At 60.6% G+C, this 21,982-nt stretch carries 21 protein-coding genes; 14 read left to right on the forward strand and 7 right to left on the reverse strand.

Going from position 1 to position 21,982, the window contains the following annotated elements; genetic code table 11:
• Positions 1-31 precede the first annotated feature (31 nt).
• Positions 32-1,480 carry a TrkH family potassium uptake protein gene (locus MWU53_RS00490; RefSeq protein WP_247089218.1) on the forward strand — a complete coding sequence of 483 codons (1,449 nt, stop codon included), beginning with the start codon at positions 32-34 and terminating at the stop codon, positions 1,478-1,480.
• A 73-nt stretch (positions 1,481-1,553) separates the two neighbouring features.
• On the opposite strand, the gene MWU53_RS00495 is transcribed toward MWU53_RS00490, so the two are convergent.
• Positions 1,554-3,386: a trypsin-like peptidase domain-containing protein gene (locus MWU53_RS00495; RefSeq protein ID WP_247089220.1), complete on the reverse strand. Its 1,833-nt coding sequence runs from the start codon at positions 3,384-3,386 to the stop codon at positions 1,554-1,556.
• 214 nt (positions 3,387-3,600) lie between these two features.
• Between MWU53_RS00495 and MWU53_RS00500 the strand changes: the two genes are divergently transcribed.
• The 8 genes from MWU53_RS00500 to glmM all read left to right on the forward strand — a co-directional run bounded on the left by MWU53_RS00500 (position 3,601) and on the right by glmM (position 14,009).
• Positions 3,601-4,545 carry a glycine--tRNA ligase subunit alpha gene (locus MWU53_RS00500; protein WP_247089222.1) on the forward strand — a complete coding sequence of 315 codons (945 nt, stop codon included), beginning with the start codon at positions 3,601-3,603 and terminating at the stop codon, positions 4,543-4,545.
• Positions 4,546-4,571: 26 nt separating this feature from the next.
• Complete coding sequence (locus MWU53_RS00505; RefSeq protein WP_247089224.1) at positions 4,572-5,009, forward strand: DUF6446 family protein; 438 nt, start codon at positions 4,572-4,574, stop codon at positions 5,007-5,009.
• A gap of 5 nt (positions 5,010-5,014) precedes the next feature.
• The gene (glyS, locus tag MWU53_RS00510) at positions 5,015-7,234 is read left to right on the forward strand and encodes a glycine--tRNA ligase subunit beta (protein ID WP_247089226.1); all 2,220 of its coding nucleotides are present in this window, start codon (positions 5,015-5,017) and stop codon (positions 7,232-7,234) included.
• Between the two features lie 159 nt (positions 7,235-7,393).
• Positions 7,394-9,934 carry a pyruvate, phosphate dikinase gene (ppdK, locus tag MWU53_RS00515; RefSeq protein ID WP_247090490.1) on the forward strand — a complete coding sequence of 847 codons (2,541 nt, stop codon included), beginning with the start codon at positions 7,394-7,396 and terminating at the stop codon, positions 9,932-9,934.
• A gap of 73 nt (positions 9,935-10,007) precedes the next feature.
• On the forward strand, positions 10,008-10,658 hold the full coding sequence (locus MWU53_RS00520; RefSeq protein ID WP_247089228.1) for a cell wall hydrolase: 651 nt from the start codon (positions 10,008-10,010) through the stop codon (positions 10,656-10,658).
• A gap of 91 nt (positions 10,659-10,749) precedes the next feature.
• Positions 10,750-11,649, forward strand: a complete 900-nt coding sequence (locus tag MWU53_RS00525) for a dihydroneopterin aldolase (protein ID WP_247089230.1) — start codon at positions 10,750-10,752, stop codon at positions 11,647-11,649.
• The gene (gene folP / locus MWU53_RS00530) at positions 11,646-12,650 is read left to right on the forward strand and encodes a dihydropteroate synthase (RefSeq protein WP_247089232.1); all 1,005 of its coding nucleotides are present in this window, start codon (positions 11,646-11,648) and stop codon (positions 12,648-12,650) included. Before MWU53_RS00525 ends, folP begins: the two co-directional genes overlap by 4 nt.
• Positions 12,651-12,665: 15 nt before the next feature.
• Complete coding sequence (glmM, locus tag MWU53_RS00535) at positions 12,666-14,009, forward strand: phosphoglucosamine mutase (RefSeq protein ID WP_247089234.1); 1,344 nt, start codon at positions 12,666-12,668, stop codon at positions 14,007-14,009.
• A 9-nt stretch (positions 14,010-14,018) separates the two neighbouring features.
• Here glmM and MWU53_RS00540 read toward each other — a convergent pair whose 3' ends face one another.
• On the reverse strand, positions 14,019-14,561 hold the full coding sequence (locus MWU53_RS00540) for a hypothetical protein (protein WP_247089236.1): 543 nt from the start codon (positions 14,559-14,561) through the stop codon (positions 14,019-14,021).
• A gap of 62 nt (positions 14,562-14,623) precedes the next feature.
• Entirely contained in the window at positions 14,624-15,526 is a 903-nt protein-coding gene (locus MWU53_RS00545; protein WP_247089238.1) for a DMT family transporter, read from the reverse strand.
• Between the two features lie 78 nt (positions 15,527-15,604).
• Here MWU53_RS00545 and MWU53_RS00550 point away from each other — a divergent pair, with 78 nt between their 5' ends.
• Complete coding sequence (locus tag MWU53_RS00550) at positions 15,605-15,919, forward strand: metalloregulator ArsR/SmtB family transcription factor (protein WP_247089240.1); 315 nt, start codon at positions 15,605-15,607, stop codon at positions 15,917-15,919.
• Positions 15,912-16,367 (forward strand): SRPBCC family protein, encoded by a 456-nt coding sequence (locus tag MWU53_RS00555; RefSeq protein WP_247089242.1) that lies wholly within the window; start codon positions 15,912-15,914, stop codon positions 16,365-16,367. The genes MWU53_RS00550 and MWU53_RS00555 overlap by 8 nt, the downstream gene beginning before the upstream one ends.
• Before the next feature lie 53 nt (positions 16,368-16,420).
• Here MWU53_RS00555 and ilvC read toward each other — a convergent pair whose 3' ends face one another.
• The gene (gene ilvC, locus MWU53_RS00560; protein WP_247089244.1) at positions 16,421-17,443 is read right to left on the reverse strand and encodes a ketol-acid reductoisomerase; all 1,023 of its coding nucleotides are present in this window, start codon (positions 17,441-17,443) and stop codon (positions 16,421-16,423) included.
• Between the two features lie 139 nt (positions 17,444-17,582).
• Between ilvC and MWU53_RS00565 the strand changes: the two genes are divergently transcribed.
• The 3 genes from MWU53_RS00565 to MWU53_RS00575 are packed head-to-tail and all read left to right on the forward strand — an operon-like array spanning position 17,583 to position 19,677.
• Entirely contained in the window at positions 17,583-18,038 is a 456-nt protein-coding gene (locus MWU53_RS00565) for an Lrp/AsnC family transcriptional regulator (protein ID WP_247089246.1), read from the forward strand.
• A complete protein-coding gene (locus tag MWU53_RS00570) occupies positions 18,035-18,490 on the forward strand; it encodes an Lrp/AsnC family transcriptional regulator (protein ID WP_247089254.1) in 456 nt (151 codons plus the stop codon). Before MWU53_RS00565 ends, MWU53_RS00570 begins: the two co-directional genes overlap by 4 nt.
• A 59-nt stretch (positions 18,491-18,549) precedes the next feature.
• The gene (locus tag MWU53_RS00575; protein ID WP_247089257.1) at positions 18,550-19,677 is read left to right on the forward strand and encodes an aminotransferase class V-fold PLP-dependent enzyme; all 1,128 of its coding nucleotides are present in this window, start codon (positions 18,550-18,552) and stop codon (positions 19,675-19,677) included.
• Positions 19,678-19,734: 57 nt separating this feature from the next.
• On the opposite strand, the gene MWU53_RS00580 is transcribed toward MWU53_RS00575, so the two are convergent.
• The 3 genes from MWU53_RS00580 to MWU53_RS00590 all read right to left on the reverse strand — a co-directional run bounded on the left by MWU53_RS00580 (position 19,735) and on the right by MWU53_RS00590 (position 21,894).
• Positions 19,735-19,935 (reverse strand): hypothetical protein, encoded by a 201-nt coding sequence (locus MWU53_RS00580; protein ID WP_247089259.1) that lies wholly within the window; start codon positions 19,933-19,935, stop codon positions 19,735-19,737.
• A 97-nt stretch (positions 19,936-20,032) separates the two neighbouring features.
• Entirely contained in the window at positions 20,033-21,232 is a 1,200-nt protein-coding gene (locus MWU53_RS00585) for an FAD-dependent monooxygenase (protein ID WP_247089261.1), read from the reverse strand.
• A gap of 14 nt (positions 21,233-21,246) precedes the next feature.
• The gene (locus tag MWU53_RS00590) at positions 21,247-21,894 is read right to left on the reverse strand and encodes a pyrimidine 5'-nucleotidase (protein WP_247089263.1); all 648 of its coding nucleotides are present in this window, start codon (positions 21,892-21,894) and stop codon (positions 21,247-21,249) included.
• Between the last annotated feature and the right edge of the window lie 88 nt (positions 21,895-21,982).

A 21,982-nucleotide genomic window follows, 5' to 3' on the forward strand; every position in this document is an offset into this window, starting at 1 on the left:
ACTCTGCTCCTCTAGCGCCAACCCTGCGCCCATGTTGGACATGCGACCAGTCATCTATGTTATCGGGCTTCTTGTCGCCGTTCTGGGCGCCACGATGCTGATCCCGGTCGTGATCGACTTGGCGGACAACAACCCCGATTGGCAGGTGTTTTTGCAAAGCGCCGTTGTGACGATGCTGATCGGCGGATCGATGGCGCTGTCCACTGCGAATGGTGTGGGCAAGGGCCTGACGATCCAACAAACCTTCCTTCTGACCACCGGTGTCTGGGTGGCGCTGCCGATCTTTGGCGCACTCCCCTTCGCACTGGGCGAGCTAGACGCCCGCCCCGTGGACGCGTTCTTTGAGGCGATGTCCGGCTTGACCACCACCGGATCAACCGTGCTGTCCGGGCTTGATGATCTGCCCAAGGGGCTTTTGTTCTGGCGCGGGCTTCTACAGTGGTTTGGTGGCATCGGCATCATTGTTGTGGCGATGGTGTTCCTGCCCGAACTGCGCGTTGGTGGCATGCAGATTTTCCGGTCCGAGGGCTTTGACACGTTCGGCAAGATCCTCCCCCGTGCAACCGAGATTTCGTCGCGCATCTCGGTGATCTACTTCACCCTGACCGCGCTGTGCGCACTGGCCTATTTTGCGCTGGGGATGAGCTTTTTCGACGCGGTGACCCATGCGATGACCACTATCGCGACGGGGGGATACGCGAACTATGACGCCTCGTTCGGGGCGTTCGGGGCGGGTCCGGAATATGCCGCTGTGGTGTTCATGCTGCTGGCCGCGCTGCCCTTCGTGCGCTACGTGCAGATCCTTCAAGGCACCGCACGTCCGCTTTTGTATGACCCGCAGGTGCGCGGGTTCTTTATGACCTTGGTTGTGATCGTCGCCGTCATGGTGCTGTGGCGCTGGTTGGCGGATGGACAGCTCAGCGAACAGGCACTACGCAAAACGCTGTTCAACCTGACCTCGATCCTGACGGGCACAGGCTATGCCTCGCAGGATTATATGATGTGGGGCGGCTTCCCGGTCGTCATGTTCTTCTTCGTGGGCCTGATCGGCGGCTGCGCTGGATCGACGGCGTGCTCGATCAAGATCTTCCGCTATCAACTGCTTTTGTCGTCGATCAAGGCGCAGATCCAATCGATCCACTCGCCCCACGGGATCTTCACGCCACGGTTTGGCGGACGCCGCGTGGATGAAGAGGTCCTGTCCTCGGTCATGGGCTTCTTCGTGTTCTTCGTTGTCACCTTGGGCGTGACGGCTGTTGCGCTGGGGCTGACGGGGCTGGATTTCACCACGTCAATGTCCGGCGCCGCGGCGGCTTTGGCCAATATCGGCCCCGGCTTGGGGGATCAGATCGGACCTTCGGGCAACTTCGCGGGGCTGAATGACACCGCAAAGTGGATCCTGATCGCCGCCATGCTGGTCGGCCGGTTGGAGCTTCTGGCCGTGTTCGTCCTATTTACCGTGACCTTCTGGCGGGGCTAACGCACCCCACGCCACCACTAAAAAAGGCCCGAGGCGATCTGCCCGGGCCTTTCTGCATTCTATGCGCCTCGGATCAGTTCCAGCAGCTGACCAGAACCGTCATGTCGGCGGCCTTGGTGTTCAGCTCGACCGGATCGACCGAGGTGACGCTGTCCGTCGTGTTGGTCGCAACACCGTTTGCGGCAAGGAAGGCGGCTACGGTGCCCGCATCCATTGCAAAGCTTGTGTCGGTGGGCAGGGTGCGCCCTGTGGTGCCACCGGCGGGCAGCAGCATTCCCATCACGGAACCACCCGCGTCCAGAACCGGGCCGCCTGCATCGCCGGGCAGGGCGGCAAGGGTCAGGCGGGAAAGCTCAGCCTCGCCGTTCAGGCCGGTCAGCTCGGACAGGGTGCCGAAAGTCAGGCTGGGCGCGCTCAGACGACCCTCGTAGGAAAAGCCCGCCACGGCCACGTCCGATTTCAGGCGCGGCTCGGTGGTCAGGAAGGACGCGAACGAGATCGGCGCCTGCGCGGTGGCGGGTTCCAGCAGGGCCAGACCCAGCGCGTCGTCCGTTGCGACCACATTGGCGTCAAACTCGTTGTTGACCGAGATGCGGGCGCAAGACTGCACGGCCTCGGTCGTGGTCAGGATGCGCCCGGCGCCATCCACATAAAAGCCCGAGCGCGAGTATTCTGGCGTGCGGATGTCCAAGCCGGACAGCAGATCAAGGCTCTGCGTCGCGTCATCCAGCCCGGCGTCGTCGGCCAGTGCCTGCGCACCCAGCGACGCAAAGCTTGCCTTCATGTCACGCAGCGCCAGATCGCGGCGCTTTTCATCGCCCTTGGGCCAGACCAGCGTGAAACCTTTCACGGTGCCGTCCGCCAGCTTGACCTGTGTGAAGGACGAGATCTTGTCGTCAGCCCCTTCAATGGTGAACCCGTTCTTGCCACGCTCGCGCGGGCCGTCGGTCGGGACGATTTCCAGCGTTTGCAGGATGTCATACAGGCCAAACAGTGTGTTCTGATCGCCGGTCTGGCTGATCATCACCAGTTGGACATCGCTGTCGCCCTTGGTTTTGAAATGCACGAAGGGGGCTTCATAGCGGTCAAACTCGACCATGCCGGCGGGGATCGCCATGGCAATGCCCGCGTTCTGATCCTCGAACGGGGCCATGCCAAGCGCGTCCAGCACAGACTGATAGCTGTCCAGAAGTACAGCGCGCTGGCGGGTGGTCAGCACGCCGGTCGGGTCATAGCCCTTGTCCGTCTGCCACGCCGCCATCGAGCGGCGGGTGCCTGCGCCGAATGCACCATCAATGGCCGAGGTGTAGTACCCTTCCCACTGCAGCGCGACCTGCAGGGCCATGCGTGCCTCCCGGTCCAAAGCCCGCTCGCTTGCTTGGGCTTCGCGCTTGGTTTCGTCTTGAATGACGATGGCGGGTTGGGCCGGGGTGGCCGGGGCAACGGCGACTGTTTCCGTCCGCGGTTCTGGGGCAGTTTCAACCGCGGGCGCCTCGATTGGCGCGGCAGTCAGAGCACTTGCGCCCACAGGCCAGTATTGCTGGCGGAACTTGTTGGGCAGCGCGATGAAGCTGTCTTGCGGGATCAGGCCCGCGTTCTTCAGGTTGCGCAGCTGCACCTCTGCGGCGCGCTCGGTGTACGGTCCCAATACGATGGCGTACCAATTTCCACCGATGCGAAATCCGCTTACGCCTTCCAGACGACCTGCATAGGCGCGGGCGCGTGCCTCGGCCTCGCTCAGCGTTGGTTGGGCCTCCACCTGGATCCACCGCACTGCCTGGCCGCTTGTGGCTTGCTGTGCCGCAGCCGGTACCGCCGTTAGCAGCGCAACGGCGCTGGTGGTGGACACCGAGGTCACGATGGGAAGAAGGCCGGTGGCCAAGGCAAAGGCAAATTTATTGGTCATGGATCCTCGTCGCCCTAAAGGCAAATTAGGCTGAATTTCGCGCAAGTAACACATCGGCACCCGCGAAGGTCAATATCGCCGCGCCGCCTTTCGGAAATTTATGGCGTGCTAGGGCAGGAAAACCCAACCCTTGTGCCCGTTTCCCGCGTTGACCCTGTCGGGGCCAACGCCTATTGAGTGGCAGACTTTGTACAAACCAGTTCAGGGCAGCGCCATGGCCACGACCAAGACCAAACCGCAATGCTTTCAGGAAATCATCCTGCGGCTTCAGAACTACTGGGCTGAAAAGGGCTGCGCGGTAATGCAGCCCTACGACATGGAGGTCGGCGCGGGGACGTTTCACCCGGCCACCACGTTGCGCTCGCTTGGCTCGCAGCCTTGGGCCGCAGCTTACGTGCAGCCGTCGCGCCGCCCGACCGATGGCCGCTATGGTGAAAACCCGAACCGCTTGCAGCATTATTATCAGTACCAAGTGCTGATCAAACCCAGCCCGCCCAACCTGCAAGAGCTGTATCTTGGATCGCTCGAAGCGATCGGCATCGATATGGAGCTGCACGACATCCGCTTTGTGGAAGACGACTGGGAAAGCCCCACCTTGGGCGCCTGGGGTCTGGGTTGGGAGGTCTGGTGTGATGGTATGGAAGTCAGCCAGTTCACCTATTTTCAGCAGGTCGGCGGACATGACTGCAAACCTGTCTCGGGCGAGCTGACCTATGGTCTGGAACGTCTGGCGATGTATGTGCTGGGCGTCGATCACGTGATGGACATGCCGTTCAACGCGCCGGATGCGCCGATTGCGCTGACTTATGGCGATGTATTCAAGCAGACCGAAGAAGAATACGCCCGCTGGAACTTTGACGTGGCCAACACGGATGTCCTGCTGCGCCATTTCGAGGAATCCGAGGCCGAGTGCCGCATGATCCTCGATCAGGCCTATGACGACCCCAAGACCGGCAAGCGCATCATCATGGCGCACCCGGCCTATGACCAGTGCATCAAGGCCTCGCATCTGTTCAACCTACTGGATGCGCGCGGCGTGATCTCGGTCACGGAACGTCAGGCCTATATCGGGCGTGTACGCGCGCTGTCCAAGCTGTGCGCCGATGCCTTCGTGCAGACCAGCGCCGCTGGCTGGACACCGGAAGGGGACGCGGCGTGAGCGGCCGTCTGGTAGGGACATTTATCGTGGGAATTGCCCTTATTGCTGGCGTGGCGATCTATTGGTTGCAGCTGTACGCCTTTTATGACGAAGTTTCGGCCGAGGACGGCATCCGCATGACCAATCTGGTCACCGGTCAGCCTGAAATCGTGCTTTATGACAGCTTCCAAGGCATCGACGCCGACAGCTCGCCCCTGCGCTATCGTGGCTGTTTCACCACGACGATGAGCCTTGCCATGCTCACCGAGACATTCGAGCACTACGAGCATGCGACACCCCTGACCGCGCCCCGCTGGTTTGACTGCTTCGATGCAGTGGCCATTGGTGCGGCGATCGAAAGCGGCGAAGCCTTGGCCTTTTTGGGCGAACGCGACATCAAAGATGGGGTCGACCGCGTCGTCGCCATTTACCCTGATGGCCGGGGCTTTGCCTGGCATCAGTTGAACGACAAATATAGCGAGTAAGCGATATGCCTGACCTGCTGATTGAACTCTTTTCCGAAGAAATCCCGGCCCGTATGCAAACGCGCGCGGCTGAGGATCTGAAGAAGCTCGTGACGGATGGCCTGGTCGAGGCTGGCCTGACCTATGCGGGTGCTGCTGCTCTGTCGACGCCACGTCGCTTGACGCTGGCCGTGGAAGGCTTGCTGGCCCAATCGCCGGACACGCGCGAAGAGCGCAAGGGTCCGAAAGTGGGGGCACCGGACAAGGCCATCGAAGGTTTCCTGCGCGGTGCAGGTGTGACCCGCGATCAGTTGGAAGAGCGCGACACCCCCAAGGGTGCGGTCTATTTCGCCACAATCGAAAAGACGGGTCGCCCCGCGGCCGAGATCATCGCCGAGGTTCTGGAAAACGCCATCCGCAACTTCCCGTGGCCCAAGTCGATGCGCTGGGGATCAGGCAGCCTGCGTTGGGTGCGCCCGTTGCACTCGATCCTTTGCATTCTGTCGGACGATGCAGGCGCCACCGCGGTGCCGCTTGATGTGGACGGCATCGCCTCGGGCGACACCACCGAAGGCCACCGCTTCATGGCGCCGGGCCGTTTCGCTGTGACTGGCTTTGCCGATTACGAGGCCAAGCTGAAAGCCACCAAGGTGATCTTGTCGCCTGCCGAGCGCGCCGATCACATCTGGGCCGACGCGCAAAGCGCTGCCTTTGCGCAGGGGCTTGAGATCGTGGAAGACAAAGGCCTGCTGGCCGAGGTCGCCGGTCTGGTCGAATGGCCCGTTGTGCTGATGGGTGACATCGCCGAGGACTTTATCCACCTGCCGCCCGAGGTGCTGCAAACCTCGATGAAAGAGCACCAAAAGTTCTTTTCCGTGAAGAATCCGAAAACGGATCGGATTGAGAAGTTCATCACCGTTGCCAACCGCGAAACCGCGGACCACGGCGCGACCATTCTGGCAGGGAACCAGAAGGTGCTGTTTGCCCGTCTGGCAGACGCCAAGTTCTTCTGGGAAAACGACATCCGCGTGGCCGAAGCTGGCGGTCAACCGTGGCTGGATAGCCTTGCCAACGTGACCTTCCACAACAAGCTGGGCACGCAGGCGGACCGGATCAACCGGATTGCTGTACTTGCACGCGCGTTGGCCCCGTATGTGGATGCTGATGCCGATCTGGTCGAAAAAGCTGCGCGTTGGGCCAAGGCCGATCTGTCGTCGGAAATGGTCTATGAGTTCCCCGAGCTTCAGGGCCTCATGGGCAAATACTATGCCGCACCCGCTGGCTATTCGTCCGAGGTCGCCTTCGCGGCGCTTGAACACTACTCGCCGCTTGGTCCGTCCGATGACGTGCCCTCGGCCCCGGTGTCGGTTGCTGTCGCACTGGCCGATAAGCTGGACACGTTGACCGGCTTCTGGGCGATTGACGAAAAACCTACCGGATCGAAAGACCCCTTCGCCTTGCGCCGCGCTGCACTGGGTGTCATCCGCCTTGTGCTGGACAACAACCTGCGGGTCGCGCTGGACAAGCTGTTTGACGCGCATTTGCTGCGCGTTGAGAACCAACTTGACCCCGCGCTTTCGGAAGAAAACGTTCAGGAGCTTTTGAACGAAATCGCAGATCACGGCGTGTTTGGTGCCGCTTTTGAAGCGGTAAAGGGGAAGCTCGGCGAACTACCTGCTACCGCGTTTCTGGCTCTTGAAAACAAAATTCCGGATGCATCCGACGATCTGCTGTCGTTCTTCCACGACCGTCTAAAGGTCTATTTGCGCGACAAGGGCATTCGCCACGACGTGATCGACGCCTGTCTTGCCATGCCCGGCAATGACGACCTGACGCTTCTGGTCAAACGGGCCGAGGCCTTGGCCACCTTCCTGTCGACCGAAGACGGCGAGAACCTGATCCAAGGCGTGAAGCGCGCGTCGAACATCTTGGCGCAAGCCGAGGAAAAAGACGGTGTCGAGTATTCCTATGGGGCGGATGTGAAATTTGCCGAGGACGACAGCGAAAAGGCTCTGTTCGCCGCGCTTGACGCTGCCGAAGCTGCGATCACGCCCGCGATGGAATCCGAGGATTTCGCTGCTGCCATGACCGCGATGGCTGCCTTGCGTGCACCGATCGACGCATTTTTCGAGGCCGTGCAGATTAATGCAGACAAACAGGTGATCCGACGCAACCGTCTGAACCTGTTGTCGCGCATTCGCATGATCTGTGGTGGCGTGGCGGATTTGTCGAAAATCGAGGGCTGACCCTCTTCCTCTTGCTCAAATACCTCGGGGTGAGGCCGCAGGCCGAGGGGCAGCGCCCCTTACCCTTTCCGCATTTGTCCGATGCCCCCCTTGTGTGACGCCGCATCCGCGTTATGGTGACGGATGAAAGGCGGTGCTGCGGTGCAGAAAAATCAAGACATGGGTTTCACGGAAATCACCCCGACGGCAGAGATTGAAACGTCTCGGCACGGCGGGCGGGCGAAGTGCCTGCAGCGGCTAATCCGGCTGGATATGCCGGTACCGCGCACGGTGGCGCTTGATTTTGACGCAGTGCATGGCGTCTCGGCGGGGGACTTGCCCGATCTGGACGCAATGTTGGCGCTGTTTGGGTCTGATCCGTTGGTGTCGGTTCGTCCGTCATCCGAGGATCCGGACTGGGGTGGGCCGGGGGCCATTCTGAACATCGGGATGAATGACAAGGTCCATGCGCATCTGATTGAGTCCCATGGGGAAACCGCAGCCAATGCGCTGTATTTGCGCTTCATTCAGTCCTATGCAGTGCATGTCGGGCGTCTGGACCCGGATGAGTTCGACGCGCTCACGACCCCGACGGCAGACACGCTGCGCGAAGCCTTGGAGCTTTATGAGGAAGAGACCGACGAGTATTTCCCGCAGGACCCAAAGGTTCAGTTGAAGGAAATCCTGCGCTCGATGGCGCGCGCTTGGGAAGGCACGACAGCGCGGCTGTTGCGTCAGGCCAAAGGTGCGCCTGCGGATGCAGGGCTTGGTCTTGTCGTGCAGCAGATGGTGCTGGGCGTCGGGCAGGGGATTTGCGGCTCGGGTGTGATCCAGTTCGTGAATGGCACCACCGGGCATCGCGAAATCCGCGGGCGCTATCTGTGCAAAAGCCAAGGGCGCGATGCGTTGGCGGGGGCAGAAGACCGCGATGTCATGTATTTGACCAAGGACCCGCGGGGCCGGTCCATTGAAGAGGTGCTGCCGCAGAATTTTGCAGACCTTGTGCGCTATGGCGATTTCTGTCGCGCCCGGCTGCGTGAAGAGATGGAGATCGAGTTCACGATCGAAAACGAAGCGCTGTTCATTTTGGATGCGGTCCGTGTGCCGCGGTCCGAACGGGCCAATGTGCGTATTGCGGTGGGACTGGCCAAGGACGAGATCATCACCCGCTCCGAGGCCGTTTTGCGCATCCCGCCCCGCGCGCTGGCCGAACTTTTGCACAGTCAGATTGACCCGAACGGCACCCGCGACCACTTTGCCAGCGGCATCGCGGCCAGCCCGGGGGCGGCGACGGGCAAGATCGTGTTCAATGCGCGCGCGGCGCAGACATTGGCGTCGCAGGGCGAAAACTGCATTCTGGTGCGCCGGGAAACCAGCCCTGAAGACATTCGCGGGATGCATGCGGCCAAGGGTATCCTGACCATTCGTGGCGGCATCACCAGCCACGCCGCTGTGATTGCGCGTGGCCTTGGTTTGCCATGTGTGGTTGGCGCCGGGGACTTGACCTTGAATAAGCGCAAGGGCGAGTTGGTCAATTCGGATGGACGTACGCTACGCGAAGGTGACGTGATCTCGATTGATGGTAGCGCAGGCGAGGCGCTGGTTGGCTCGGTCGATATGTTGCCGCCTGAACTGGGCGAGAGCTTCCAAACCCTGATGACATGGGCGGACGAACTGCGCGACATCGGGGTGCGCGCCAATGCCGATACGCCCCCAGATGCCCGTAACGCGCGGATGTTTGCCGCCGAAGGGATCGGGTTGTGCCGGACCGAACATATGTTCATCGACGATGACCGCCTTCTGGCCATGCGCGAGATGATCTTCGCCGATCACGCGGATGATCGTCGGGCGGCACTTGATCGCCTACTGCCGATGCAGCGCGCGGATTTCACCGAGCTGTTCGAGATCATGCAAGGCCAGCCGGTTTGCATCCGTCTGTTCGACCCGCCTCTGCACGAGTTCCTTCCGCATGGCCGCGAAGGCCTTCGTGAGCTGGCCGAGGCCTTGGACCTACCGCTGAAGGATGTCGAGCGCCGCGTTGCTGGACTGCGCGAATTCAACCCGATGCTGGGCATGCGCGGGGTGCGTCTTGGTGTCACGGTGCCCGAAATCTATGACATGCAGGCGCGTGCGATTTTTGAAGCGACCGTCGAGGCCTCGAAATCTGGGGCGCCCGTGGTGCCCGAGGTGATGATCCCGCTGGTCTCGGCCAAGCGCGAGGTCGAGATTGTGAAGGCGCGGGTCGACGCTGTCGCGGCCGCCGTGCGGATCGAACAGGGGGCTGACTTCACCTTTCGTCTGGGCGTGATGGTTGAAACGCCACGTGCCGCCCTGCGTGCAGGCGAAATTGCGCAGCACGCCGCGTTTATGTCCTTTGGTACCAATGACTTGACCCAGATGACCTATGGTCTGTCGCGCGATGATGCAGGGCGTTTTATGGGGCAATACGTGGCTCAGGGTGTGTACGAAGAAGACCCGTTCCACATGCTGGATGCTGATGGTGTCGGAGAGCTGTTGAAGATCGGTGCCGAGAGGGGACGGGCGGAAAACAGCGACCTGACCCTGTCGATCTGTGGCGAACATGGCGGTAACCCGGAAAGCATTCGCTTCTGTCGCGATGTGGGGTTTGACTATGTCTCGTGCTCGCCCTTTCGGGTGCCAGTGGCCCGTCTGGCGGCGGCCCATCTGGCGATCACATCTCCGAAACCTAATGTAACGTAGATCGCGCGGGACTAGACGTAAGGGCGACAAACACCTAGGTGTCCCGGCGAAATTGTCAGGGACGTGTTGTTTTATGCGTATCACTTGGAAATCGCAGCTTTTGGCTGTTATCGCCGTGGCGGCGGGTGCGCTGGCGCCCGCCTTGGCCTCGGATTCTGAACCGGTGTCGTCCCCCTTTGGGGCCGCCCTGATGCAAGAGCATTCGGGGCTTGGCGCAATGGGAAGCGCGAAGCTGAGCGCGATTTCGGTGCTGCCGATGATGCGAAAGTCCGGGTCAGATAGCTTTGAACGCTCGGTCGCGTGGTTGTCTGCGCAGCCTGTTCCGAAACAGGATGCCGAATGGACCTGCCTGACCGAAGCGCTGTATTTCGAGGCTCGTGGTGAAAGCATGTATGGCCAATTCGCTGTGGCCGAAGTGATCTTGAACCGCGTTGACCATCCGAGCTTCCCGAACACGATCTGTGGTGTCGTCAACCAAGGTACCGGCAGGAAATTCGCCTGCCAGTTCACCTATACTTGTGATGGCCGGGCCGAGCATATCACCGAGATTGCCATCCATGACCGTTTGGGCCGTATTGCGCGCGCGATGATCGACGGTGCGCCGCGTGACCTGACGCTGGGGGCGACGCACTACCACACCAAAGCTGTCGCTCCACGCTGGGCACGTGCCTTCCAGAAAACCGCGTCTATCGGTGTGCATCGATTCTATAAGATGCCCGGGTAAAGGCGCCTGATCGCGCTGATCCGTCGCTTTGGGCTGGCGTTTCGGGGCGGGTTCGGGGCATGGTCCTGCCAAGTTAAATTGGGGACATGCAATGACCGACGCCAGTCTGGCCTTTTCTGATTTGGAAGCACGCGCGCGCACCATGGCAGGCGATGCGCCGGCTGATCGTATCTCGGTGCGTGACCATGTGGTCGACGTGGAAATCGGCGCCTTTCAAGCCGAGCGTGGTGTAACCCAGCGGCTGAGTTTCAGTGTGGTGGTCGAGGTGGCCGATCACGGCGGTGCGGACACGGACGATGTGGATGACATCCTGTCCTATGATACGATCACCGAAGCGATCATGGCCGAGTTGGATGCCGAGCGTCTGAACCTGCTGGAAACTTTGGCCGAACGAATTGCGCAGCGTTTGCTGCTGGTGCCGCAGCCTCAGCGTGTTTTCGTACGGATCGAAAAGCTGGACCGTGGCCCCGGCAAGCTGGGAGTCGAGATCGTGCGCGATCGCACCAGCGGGGGCGCCGAGGTTGAAGCACAGGACGCGCCCGCACCGATCCTGGCCTTCCTGTCGTCGGAGGCTTTGAAGGCAGAGGCCCTGCCGACATTCCTTGATCAGTTCGAAGAAGATGGCGCGCCGACCATCCTGATCGTCGATGCCGACCTGCCGCAGGTGCAGGACAGCTGGGCCGCCCGCAACATCGTGCTGCTTCAAGCGGATCAAGCGGCGTGGCAGCTCGCATCTATTGATCCCCGAACGGTTCCGGTCGGCACACGGACCGAGCTGGATTGGGGTCTGAAAAACGGACAACTTAGCGTCTGGGCGCCGTCTAAAATGGTGCTGGACGCGGTGGATGCGCCGGTTGCCATTAGCCTTCCCGATCTGACCCTGTGGTTTGCCGAGCAGGTACAGGCCTGCCAGATCCTCTGGGTCGGTTGCGAGGCCCCTGACACGGCGGGCATTGCATCGCATTCTGTCATGTTAGAGGATCTGTCATGAGCCAGCGCATTCAGCCCATCGCCCGTACCGGACGTCCATTCTCGGGTCAATCTTTGTGCGGCAGCGATAGCCTGTGGTTCGATCAGGTCTTGGAACGCGAGCGCGGCGGCAAGGTGCGGACGGTCGATCTAGCCGACTTGGATAACGTAACGATTCAACGCCTCAGCGCCTCGCGCCCGACGCTCTGTGGTCTGACGCTGGATCAGCCGCGCCTGATGGGTATTCTGAATGTGACGCCTGACAGTTTCTCGGACGGGGGCGAGCTGGATACGATCGAGGCAGCCGTCACGCGCGCCCGCCAGATGGCCGGGGATACCGACATTCTGGACATCGGCGGGGAAAGCACCCGCCCCGGTGCGGAAGAGGTGGCCATTCAGGAAGAAATCCAGCGCACCGTGCCGGTGATCGAAGCGATCCGCGCGGCCGGTGTGACCACGCCGATCTCGATCGACACGCGCAAAGCCCGTGTGGCCGAGGCCGCGCTGGATGCTGGTGCGAATATCGTGAACGACGTGTCTGCCTTCACCTTCGATCCAGAGCTGGCAGACCTTGTGTCCGAACGCGACGTGCCCGTCTGCCTGATGCATTCGCAAGGCCGCCCCGAAGACATGCAGAACGATCCGCGCTATGACGACGTGCTGTTCGGCGTGATGGACTATCTGGAGGAGCGTATCAGCTTTGCCGAAGCCAAAGGCATCAAGCGTGAGCGGATTATCACCGATCCGGGCATCGGTTTCGGTAAGACTCTGGAACACAATGTGACTTTGCTGCGTAACCTGTCGCTGCTACATGATCTGGGTCTTCCAGTGCTGCTGGGTGTGTCGCGCAAGCGCTTCATCGGCACCATCGGACAGGCCGAGGTGGCCCGCGACAGGGTTGCCGGATCCGTGGCCGTTGCGATGCATGGCATCGCGCAGGGCATGCAGATTTTGCGGGTCCACGATACATTTGAAACACGGCAGGCGTTGCGCCTTCACGCAACCATGACCGAGAAAAAGTAAGAACAAGGCAGCAGTATGGTCGAAAAACTCTTCGGAACTGATGGGGTGCGTGGGCTGGCAAATTCCTGGCCCATGACAGCAGAGATGGCGTTGAAGCTTGGGGCGGCTGCGGGCCGTCACTTCCGCCGTGATCACTCCAACGGGCACCGGGTAGTCATCGGCAAGGACACGCGCCTGTCGGGATATATGCTGGAAAACGCGCTGACGGCGGGGCTGACCTCGACCGGGATGAATGTGCTTCTGCTGGGGCCGGTTCCGACACCTGCTGTGGGGCGGGCGACCCATTCGATGCGGGCGGATCTGGGCATCATGATCTCGGCCTCGCACAACCCGTTCCACGACAATGGCATCAAGTTTTTCGGCCCCGACGGTTTCAAGCTGTCAGACGAGGCCGAGGCCGAGATTGAGCGACTGGTGCACGACGGCGTCGACCCGGTTCAGCCGCAGAATATCGGCCGCGCCAAGCGGATCGAGGAAGCCCGCCAGCGCTATACCGAGTATCTGAAAACCACCTTTCCAAAGCATAAACGTCTAAACGGAATGAAGATCGTGATTGACTGCGCCAATGGCGCGGCCTATCGCGCCGCGCCCGATGCGTTGTGGGAACTTGGGGCTGACATTATTCCCGTGGGCGTCTCGCCCGACGGGACCAACATCAACAAGGGTTGCGGCTCGACCGACACCGCGCTGGCTGCGCGTACCGTCGTAGAGCATGGCGCGGATTTGGGCATCTGTCTGGATGGCGACGCGGATCGCATCATGATCATCGACGAGAAGGGCCAAGTGGCTGACGGTGACCAGCTTATGGCGCTGTTCGCGACGCACTGGGCGTCGGAAGGCCGCTTGAGCGGCGGCAAGCTGGTGGCGACGGTGATGTCGAACCTTGGGCTGGAACGCCACATGGCCGCGCAAGGGCTGGAGCTTCTACGCACCAAGGTGGGCGACCGCCACGTGGTCGAGGCGATGCGTGCTGGCGGCTACAATCTGGGTGGCGAACAGTCCGGCCATATCGTGATGACGGATTACGCGACCACCGGCGATGGTCTTCTGGCGGGCCTTCAGTTCTTGGCCTGCATGGTCGAAACCGGCAAGCCCGCGTCCGAACTGTGTCAGGTCTTCGAGACGGTGCCGCAGATGCTGAAAAACGTGCGCTACACCTTGGGGCAAACCCCGCTTGAGGTCGGCAGCGTGAAGGCAGCAATTGCCGATGCCGAAGGTAAACTGAACGGCAAGGGGCGGCTTCTGATCCGCAAATCTGGCACAGAACCCCTGATCCGCGTGATGGCGGAGTGTGAGGATGACGGCCTATTGGCTCAGGTCGTAGACGGCATTGTCGCCGAAGTCGAAGCCGTTATCTAAGACCGTTCCCTACGGCTCTTTGACCAGCGTCGGACGCAGGAAGACGATCAGCTCGGCCTGCGTGGTATAGGCGCGGCCAACCCGCGTTTTGAACAATGCACCAAGGCTTGGAACGTTCCTGAGTGCCAACTTTCTGGCGCGCTGTTTGATCTGCCACTCCAGATCATCATGTGTGACTGTGCATTTTTTCGGAAGCGGCGTGCTCGAGATTGGTCGCATCGCCAGCAGGTTCTGGTACAGAAAGACATCCCCCCACGGCACAGCTCCGGCCAAACGGTCGGGCAGCATTGTCCGCAGAGCGTTTAGCCCCAGCGCTCCGAGCAGAGCGGATGCGACGGGAAACTGGGGGTAACTTTTCCTCAGATTCCAGCCAAGTGGGCCCGCTGCCGTCATAGCAAGAAGCATGATGGGCAGTATCCGGCTACCGTTGCGAATAAGGTGAATGCGTGCTGCTTGAACACGGCGTTCACGGTCGCGTTGGCTGGCAAGTAGCAGGTTGGGCGTGCAAATAGCAGCTGCGCTTGCATGTGTAATAAGCGTTCTTCGTTCCATGATAATCCTCCCCTTTAGGCAGGGTATCACGATTGCCGAAATTCACGAAATCCACGGCGCGCTCAGCGACCCGTCAGCATCTTCCGCAGGCTGTACCATTGGCTGATCGCCAGCCCGGTCATGATCAGGGCAAGCGCCGCGAAGAAGCGCAGCGGAAGCGCCTCGGACAGGATCCACGCGCCGAAAACCATCGACCACGCCGGCACCTGATAGTTCACCAGCGTCATGAAGACCGAGCCCGCACTGAGGATGATCGCGACCCGCAGAAGCGTTGCCAGCGCGGTGGGCAAAAGCCCCAAGGCAACGATAGCCAGGCCAGAGCGCGTGCTCTCCCATTCGGGCCAGCCTTCAGTGGCCAGCATGATGGGAAACAGGATGACGGATCCGACCACGAGGGTCATGGCCGCCAGCACCACCGGATCAATCGGTGGGCAGCGGCGTGTCAGGATCGACGCCACGGAATAGCACAGCGCGGCCCCGATACAGGCCAATTGGGCCAGCGGTTCTGTGCCTTGTCCAAGCTGTGCCAGCCCCGGTCCGATCAGAACCAGCGCGCCGCAGAACCCCAACGTTACCCCGATGAACTTGCGAAAATTCAGCGGTTCATCCGAGAAAAAATGCGCCAGCGGCAACACCATCAAGGGGATCGCGGCCATCGATAGCCCGGCGAAAGCTGATGGTACATATTGCTGCCCCCAGCTGAGGAGCATGAAAGGCAGCGCGGTAGACAGAATGCCGATGATCGTGATCGACCACCACAACGCCGCGTCCCATTTCGGCAGGCTACGGCCCGTTGCGATGACCAGCCCCATCAGAGCGACCGCACCTAAAGTGGTGCGCGCAGTGGCGACGGTCACCGGGCCATAGCCCTCAAGCGCGATGGCGACGACCATGAAGGTGCCGCCCCAAATCAGGCCAAGGGCAATGACGCCTGCCCAGTCTCGGGTTGTTGGGTTGTCAGTCATAGCTTTGACATATCCCGCGGGGTTTACCGTGTCATCCGCAGAATTTGCCAAAAGGTAAGTAATAGCTTACGGTAAGTTATGACTTACCAAGAATCACTCTTCGCTCTTGCCGACCCAACACGTAGACAGGTGTTCGAGGCCGTGGCGCGCGCCCCCCGACCTGTCGGGGCACTGGCAAAAGTCCTACCGGTCAGCCGCCCGGCTGTTTCTCAGCATTTGAAGGTGCTGTCTGATGCGGGGTTGGTGGTGTGCCGGGTCGAAGGGACGCGAAGAATTTACGCGGTACGCCCCGAGGGGGTGGCGGACTTGCGCAACTGGCTTGACCAGTATTGGGACGTTGTTCTTGGGAATTTTGCCAACGAGATTGCAGAGGGGAGCGCCCAAGATGACTGATCCAATCGTGAAAACCATTTCCGTCGATTGCACGCCAGACCACGCTTTCGACGTGTTTGTGAACCGCATTTCTCGGTGGTGGCCGCTGGATACCCATGCCGTATCCGTGGCGCAGGGCAAACCCGCGCTGTCGGTGGTGGTCGAACCCAAGCTTGGGGGTGCGATATATGAGGTGATGCATGACGGTACACGCTCGGACTGGGGCGAGGTGCTGGTGTTCGAGCCGGGCGCGCGCTTGGCCATAACGTGGCATCCGGGCGGCGGTGCAGACAAAGCAACGCGCGTTGACGTAGAATTCACGGCCGTGAGGAATGGCCAGACACAAGTCACGCTGACCCATTCGCAGTGGGAGGTCTGGGGCGCCGACGCGCAGGAAAAACGAGATAGCTACAACAGCGGATGGGACGTGGTGTTGGGCATGCGTTTTGCGTCGGTCGCACAAACCTGATCAACGAAAAAGGGCGGCCACTTGGGCCGCCCTTGTGCTGACATATGTCAGACTTAGTTCTTTTCTTGGTCAACCAGCTTGCCAGCCGAGATCCAAGGCATCATGTCGCGCAGTTTCTTACCGACAACCTCGATCTGGTGCTCGTCGTTGTGGCGACGCGACGCTTTGATGGTCGGCTGACCAACGGCGTTTTCCAGCATGAAGTCACGCACGAATTTACCGGTCTGGATGTCTTCCAGCGATTCTTTCATGGCTTTCTTGGTGGCTTCGTAGGGCAGGATGCGCGGGCCGGTGACGTACTGGCCGTATTCTGCGGTGTTCGAGATCGAGTAGTCCATGTTGGCGATACCGCCTTCATAGATCAGGTCAACGATCAGCTTGGTCTCGTGCAGACACTCGAAGTAAGCCATTTCCGGCGCGTAGCCAGCTTCAACCAGGGTCTCAAAACCGCAACGGATCAGCTCGACGATACCGCCGCACAGAACAGCCTGCTCGCCGAACAGATCGGTTTCGCACTCTTCACGGAAGTTGGTTTCGATGATGCCCGAGCGGCCGCCACCGATGGCCGAGCAGTAGGACAGACCGATTTCCAGCGCTTTGCCGGTTGCGTCGGTGTCAACAGCGACCAGACAGGGAACGCCGCCGCCTTTGACGTATTCGCCGCGCACGGTGTGACCCGGGCCTTTCGGGGCCATCATGATCACGTCAACGCCTTCTTTCGGCTCGATCAGGCCGAAGTGAACGTTCAGGCCGTGGGCGAATGCGATGGCTGCGCCCGGCTTGATGTTGTCGTGAACATATTTCTTGTAGGTTTCAGCCTGCAGTTCGTCGGGCATGGTGAACATGATGACGTCACACCAAGCAGCTGCTTCGGCGATGCCCATGACTTCCAGACCTTCAGCCTGTGCTTTCTTGGCCGATGCCGAGCCTTCACGCAGGGCAACAACAAGGTTCTTGGCGCCCGAGTCGCGCAGGTTTAGCGCGTGAGCGTGGCCTTGCGAGCCGTAGCCCAGGATGGCAACTTTTTTGTCTTTGATCAGGTTAATGTCGCAATCGCGATCGTAGTAAACGCGCATATCGGGTGCTCCGTTGCATGGGTTGTTCTTTCAGGCCGCATCATAGGCATGGATGTGCGGCATTCGAGATGAATAACCGGTATTTTGCGGATGAAATTGGCGCTAACCATTCGCCAAATGATATGATAATAGAAAAATCATGTTAGACGATCTCGATAGACGCATTCTGCGACAAATGCAGGCGGACCCGACTCTCGGCGGGTCCGAGTTGGCAGACCGGGTGGGTTTGTCCGCGGCACGGCTGTCGCGTCGGATTGAACGCCTGCGCGATCAGAAGATCCTGCGAGGTCCGCGTGCGGTGATCAATTGGCGTGCCTTAGGGTACGAGGTCGAGGTCAGCCTGCGCGTGACGCTCGACAAGACACAGCCCCGCGCATTTGATGATTTTATCGACGCTGCGCGTGACATCCGGGAAGTGATCGAGATCCAGACCTTTGTGGGACGCGTCGATGTGCGTCTGTCCGTCATCGCCCGCGACATGCCGCATTATCAAGGCATCTATCGTGACCAGATCCTGTCATTGCCCCATATCGCGGATATCGAAGCGTTGATGCATGTGGCGCGGATCAAATCGGATGAAAGCCTGCCGCTATGACCGAGTTTGACGAGATTGATCTGGCCCTGCTGCGCCTTCTGGCAGAGGACGCCACCCAATCCGCCGGTGCCTTAGGGCGCGAAGTCGGGTTAAGCCAGCCCGCTGCATGGCGTCGTATCAAGAGGCTGACGGATCTTGGCGTGATCGCGGGACGGCGTCTGGATCTGGATCGCGAGGCGTTAGGCTTCGGTGTGACCGTGTTTCTGGGCGTGAAGCTCGCCACAAAGGGCCGCATCAGCTTGGATGATTTCGAGCGCGCGGTGTCTGCCATTCCCGAAGTGCAAACGGTCGAACATGTGCTGGGACTGTATGACTACCGCCTGCGCGTTGTGGCGCGCGACATTTCTGACTTCGAACGCGTGTTGCGCCGCCGGATCATGACCATGCCGGGTGTGGGCGACGTCGAGGCCAACGTGCTGTTGTCCGAAGAACGGCGCCCTGGGCCGATTTGACCTCTTCCCTGTTGGTGCAATCTGGGTCACGCTGATCCGGCACAGAGAAGGAGATCCCAATGTCCGCACTTCTGCCCGACATCGACCCCGATGGAATGCTTGAATTCTCGGTCGTGTTCACCGACCGGTCCCTAAACCATATGTCCAAAGCCTTTCAGGGCGTGATGACGGACATCTCAGCCACGTTGAAAGAAGTCTACAACGCTGACGCCGTGGCCCTTGTTCCCGGTGGTGGCACCTATGGGATGGAGGCGGTCGCGCGTCAGTTTGCGACCGGCAAGCGGGTGATGGTCATTCGCAACGGGTTTTTTTCGTTCCGTTGGAGCCAGATTTTCGAGATGGGTGGGATACCGTCCGCGGAAACCGTGATGAAAGCGCGCCGCGTGGGCAATGCACCGGATGCGCCCTTCGCGCCCGCCCCGATTGATGAAGTTGTGGCGAAGATCCGGGAAGAGAAGCCGGATGTCGTGTTCGCCCCGCATGTCGAAACCGCGTCAGGGATGATCTTGCCCGATGATTACATCACAGCCGTAGCCAATGCCGTGCATGGCGTGGGCGGGATCTTCGTCTTGGACTGCATCGCCTCGGGCTGTGCTTGGGTCGATATGAAAGCCACCGGTGTGGATGTGTTGATCTCGGCCCCGCAAAAGGGGTGGTCGGCGCAACCGTCTGCCGGGATCGTCATGATGAACGACACCGCGCGGGATATGGCGAAAGCTGCGACTTCGACCTCGTTCGCGGTGGATCTGGGTAAGTGGCTGTCGATCATGGAGGCCTATGAAGGCGGCGGGCATGCCTATCACGCGACCATGCCCACCGATGCGCTGCGCGCATTCCGTGACACCATGTTGGAAACCAAGGACTACGGGTTCGAAAAGCTGCGCGATGCCCAGTGGGAACAAGGCCGCCGTGTGCGCGCTTTGCTGGCTGAGAACGGCATCAAATCCGTGGCCGCCGAAGGGTTCGAAGCGCCTGGAGTGGTCGTGTCTTATACCGCAAATCCCGACATCAAGGCCGGCAAGGCCTTCGCAGCCGAGGGTGTGCAGATCGCGGCGGGTGTGCCGTTGATGGTCGATGAGGGCGACGACTATTCGTCTTTCCGCTTGGGTCTTTTCGGGCTCGACAAGCTTTATGATGTCGATGCCAGCGTGGCCCGGCTTGAGGATGTGCTGAAGAAAGTTCTTTAAAGTCAGAACGGCGCGCATGATTTGCGCGCCGTTTTTTGTGCGCCAAGACTGACGTGACTACCCTTTTCCGCCTGCCATGGTAAGCAGCAAAAGATAGATCACGGGGACGGTCGACAGGGCGACAAGCCCCACGCCCATGATGCCTTTCAGAAGAAAGCCAGCGGCAAGGGCTGCAATAACTGCGCCGATGATCATGAAGGCGATTTTCTCGGCGCGGGCGTCTTTGGCTTGCTGTTCCGGGGTCAGTTCGGTTGCCATGGTAAGTCTCCTGTTCACGTTGCGGGACGGGTATCCTGCATGTGTTCAGGAAGCGGAATGCGACAATCCTGTCATGTGACGGCCTGCCGCAGTTGGGTCAGTTCGGACCAAGCCCCGCACGCATGACACGCTTGCGCATGGGGGCCACGTCATGCACCGCTTTCAGGCCCAGAAGCCTCACGGTTTGCATCACGCCATCCCCTGACCGTGTGACGCGGTTGAACAGGTCGATGGCACGGGCGCGGCGCGCAATGTCAGGCGCGCGGGCCGCGTCATAGGCTTTCATCATCGCAGGATCCCCAAGGGCGCTTGGGTTGGCTTCGGCCAGTTCAAGCAATGCGATCACGTCATTGAGCGACGTGTTCAGCCCTTGAGCGCCGATCGGGGGCAGGGCGTGGGCGGCCTCGGCCACGACGGCGACGCGGCCCGAGACCAGCTGATCCGCCGTCTGCGTGATGATCGGCCAGACCGAGCGATTGCCCTGAAGATGCATCCGCCCCAGCAACCCGGTCGAGCGCTGGAACATCACGTCTTCGAATTCGGGCACGTCCATGTTCATCAACTCGACCGCGCGCGGGCCTTGGTTCATCCACACGATGGCCGAGGCGTGTTTCCCGTCGATGTCGGGCAGCGGCACGATGGTGAACGGTCCGCCCTCGTTATAGATCTCGGTCGAGACATTGCCGTGCGGCAGGTCGTGCGTGACCGTGAAGGCCAGCGATTTCTGCCCATAGCGTGTGGTCGAAACGGTGATCCCCGCGGCCTCGCGCAGGGGCGAGAACTTGCCATCCGCCGCGATCCCCATCCGTGCGCGGACGCGGTCTCCGTTGGTCAGGGTGACGATGATTTCGCCGGTGCGTTGGACTATCGAGCGAAAGCCCGTGCCGTAAAGCGGCGTGATCAGCGGTTGGTCTTGAAGGTAGGTCCAGATTTCACGCCGGACCACCCAGTTCATCAGGTTCCAGCCAAAGGGCTCGTCCCCCATGTCGTCCGAGCGAAACACGCGCCGATCCCGCACTTCGGGTGGCCAGCCGGTCGTATCGATCACGGCCAGTTGGTCCAGAGGCTTGGCGTGGTCTTCCAGGTGCGGCCAAAGGCCTACGCGATCAAACAGCTGCCGTGCGGGGCGCAGAAATGCGGTCGACCGCAGGTCGGATTTTTCCTCGTTCGCCGTGGTGACGGGCACGAAGGGGTCGGCCATGACCACGCTGAACCCGGCAGCGGCGAAGGCGGCTGCGGACACCTGACCGGCGATCCCGCCGCCTGAGATGAAAATGTCAGCATGATGTTCGGTCATGACGTGTCCTTTGGTTATTTCACCAGCCGCTCCAGAAACGCGGTCAGGTCGTCGGTATGATGGTGAATGTGTTCAGCAGGCTCGGGTTCGGGCGCGACATGGACGGTTTTCATGCCCAACTCGTGCGGCACGGCCAGATTGCGGGGGTCGTCTTCGAACATGGCGGCGACTTCGGGCTTTACGCCGTCACGCGCAAAGACGGCATCAAAAGCGGCGCGGTCAGGCTTGGGATGGAAATCGGCATGCTCAACCCCATAAATCGCATCAAACAGCCCAGACAGCCCCCGCGCGGCCAGAACCTGTTCGGCATAGGGGGCCGAGCCGTTGGTGTAGACGATCTTGCGCCCCGGCAGGTTGGTGATGTGGCTGGCAAGGTCATGGTCAGGCTCAAGCGCATCAAAAGAGATGTCATGCACGTCGTGCAGATAGGGGCCGGGATCCACCCCATGTTCGCGCATCAATCCGGCAAGCGTGGTGCCGTGCTCGCGCCAGTATTTCTGGCGCAAGCGATCTGCCTCGGCCCGGTCAACACCAAGCTCTTCCATCACCCAGTTGGTCATGCGCACTTCGATCTGATCAAACAGCCGTACCCGCGGCGGGTACAGCGTGTTGTCCAAGTCAAAAACCCAGTGACTGACGTGAGAGAACAGATCGGCGACCATGGAGGGAAAATAGACCGCCGCTGGGGCAGGTTAAAGGTCTTATTCGACGAAAACGGACTCTGCGACGTCGCGACGCGTGCTTGGTGTT

It is taken from the genome of Aliiroseovarius sp. S1123, assembly GCF_023015885.1.
Lineage (GTDB): Bacteria > Pseudomonadota > Alphaproteobacteria > Rhodobacterales > Rhodobacteraceae > Aliiroseovarius.

What these genes read in the sequence shown, in the direction of transcription:
- MWU53_RS00490 (WP_247089218.1), top strand. Translation starts at nt 32, where the DNA reads ATGTTGGACATGCGACCAGTCATCTATGTTATCGGGCTTCTTGTCGCC.
- MWU53_RS00495 (WP_247089220.1), bottom strand. Translation starts at nt 3,386, where the DNA reads ATGACCAATAAATTTGCCTTTGCCTTGGCCACCGGCCTTCTTCCCATC.
- MWU53_RS00500 (WP_247089222.1), top strand. Translation starts at nt 3,601, where the DNA reads ATGGCCACGACCAAGACCAAACCGCAATGCTTTCAGGAAATCATCCTG.
- glyS (WP_247089226.1), top strand. Translation starts at nt 5,015, where the DNA reads ATGCCTGACCTGCTGATTGAACTCTTTTCCGAAGAAATCCCGGCCCGT.
- ppdK (WP_247090490.1), top strand. Translation starts at nt 7,394, where the DNA reads ATGGGTTTCACGGAAATCACCCCGACGGCAGAGATTGAAACGTCTCGG.
- MWU53_RS00520 (WP_247089228.1), top strand. Translation starts at nt 10,008, where the DNA reads ATGCGTATCACTTGGAAATCGCAGCTTTTGGCTGTTATCGCCGTGGCG.
- MWU53_RS00525 (WP_247089230.1), top strand. Translation starts at nt 10,750, where the DNA reads ATGACCGACGCCAGTCTGGCCTTTTCTGATTTGGAAGCACGCGCGCGC.
- folP (WP_247089232.1), top strand. Translation starts at nt 11,646, where the DNA reads ATGAGCCAGCGCATTCAGCCCATCGCCCGTACCGGACGTCCATTCTCG.
- glmM (WP_247089234.1), top strand. Translation starts at nt 12,666, where the DNA reads ATGGTCGAAAAACTCTTCGGAACTGATGGGGTGCGTGGGCTGGCAAAT.
- MWU53_RS00540 (WP_247089236.1), bottom strand. Translation starts at nt 14,561, where the DNA reads ATGGAACGAAGAACGCTTATTACACATGCAAGCGCAGCTGCTATTTGC.
- MWU53_RS00545 (WP_247089238.1), bottom strand. Translation starts at nt 15,526, where the DNA reads ATGACTGACAACCCAACAACCCGAGACTGGGCAGGCGTCATTGCCCTT.
- MWU53_RS00550 (WP_247089240.1), top strand. Translation starts at nt 15,605, where the DNA reads ATGACTTACCAAGAATCACTCTTCGCTCTTGCCGACCCAACACGTAGA.
- MWU53_RS00555 (WP_247089242.1), top strand. Translation starts at nt 15,912, where the DNA reads ATGACTGATCCAATCGTGAAAACCATTTCCGTCGATTGCACGCCAGAC.
- ilvC (WP_247089244.1), bottom strand. Translation starts at nt 17,443, where the DNA reads ATGCGCGTTTACTACGATCGCGATTGCGACATTAACCTGATCAAAGAC.
- MWU53_RS00565 (WP_247089246.1), top strand. Translation starts at nt 17,583, where the DNA reads ATGTTAGACGATCTCGATAGACGCATTCTGCGACAAATGCAGGCGGAC.
- MWU53_RS00570 (WP_247089254.1), top strand. Translation starts at nt 18,035, where the DNA reads ATGACCGAGTTTGACGAGATTGATCTGGCCCTGCTGCGCCTTCTGGCA.
- MWU53_RS00575 (WP_247089257.1), top strand. Translation starts at nt 18,550, where the DNA reads ATGTCCGCACTTCTGCCCGACATCGACCCCGATGGAATGCTTGAATTC.
- MWU53_RS00580 (WP_247089259.1), bottom strand. Translation starts at nt 19,935, where the DNA reads ATGGCAACCGAACTGACCCCGGAACAGCAAGCCAAAGACGCCCGCGCC.
- MWU53_RS00585 (WP_247089261.1), bottom strand. Translation starts at nt 21,232, where the DNA reads ATGACCGAACATCATGCTGACATTTTCATCTCAGGCGGCGGGATCGCC.
- MWU53_RS00590 (WP_247089263.1), bottom strand. Translation starts at nt 21,894, where the DNA reads ATGGTCGCCGATCTGTTCTCTCACGTCAGTCACTGGGTTTTTGACTTG.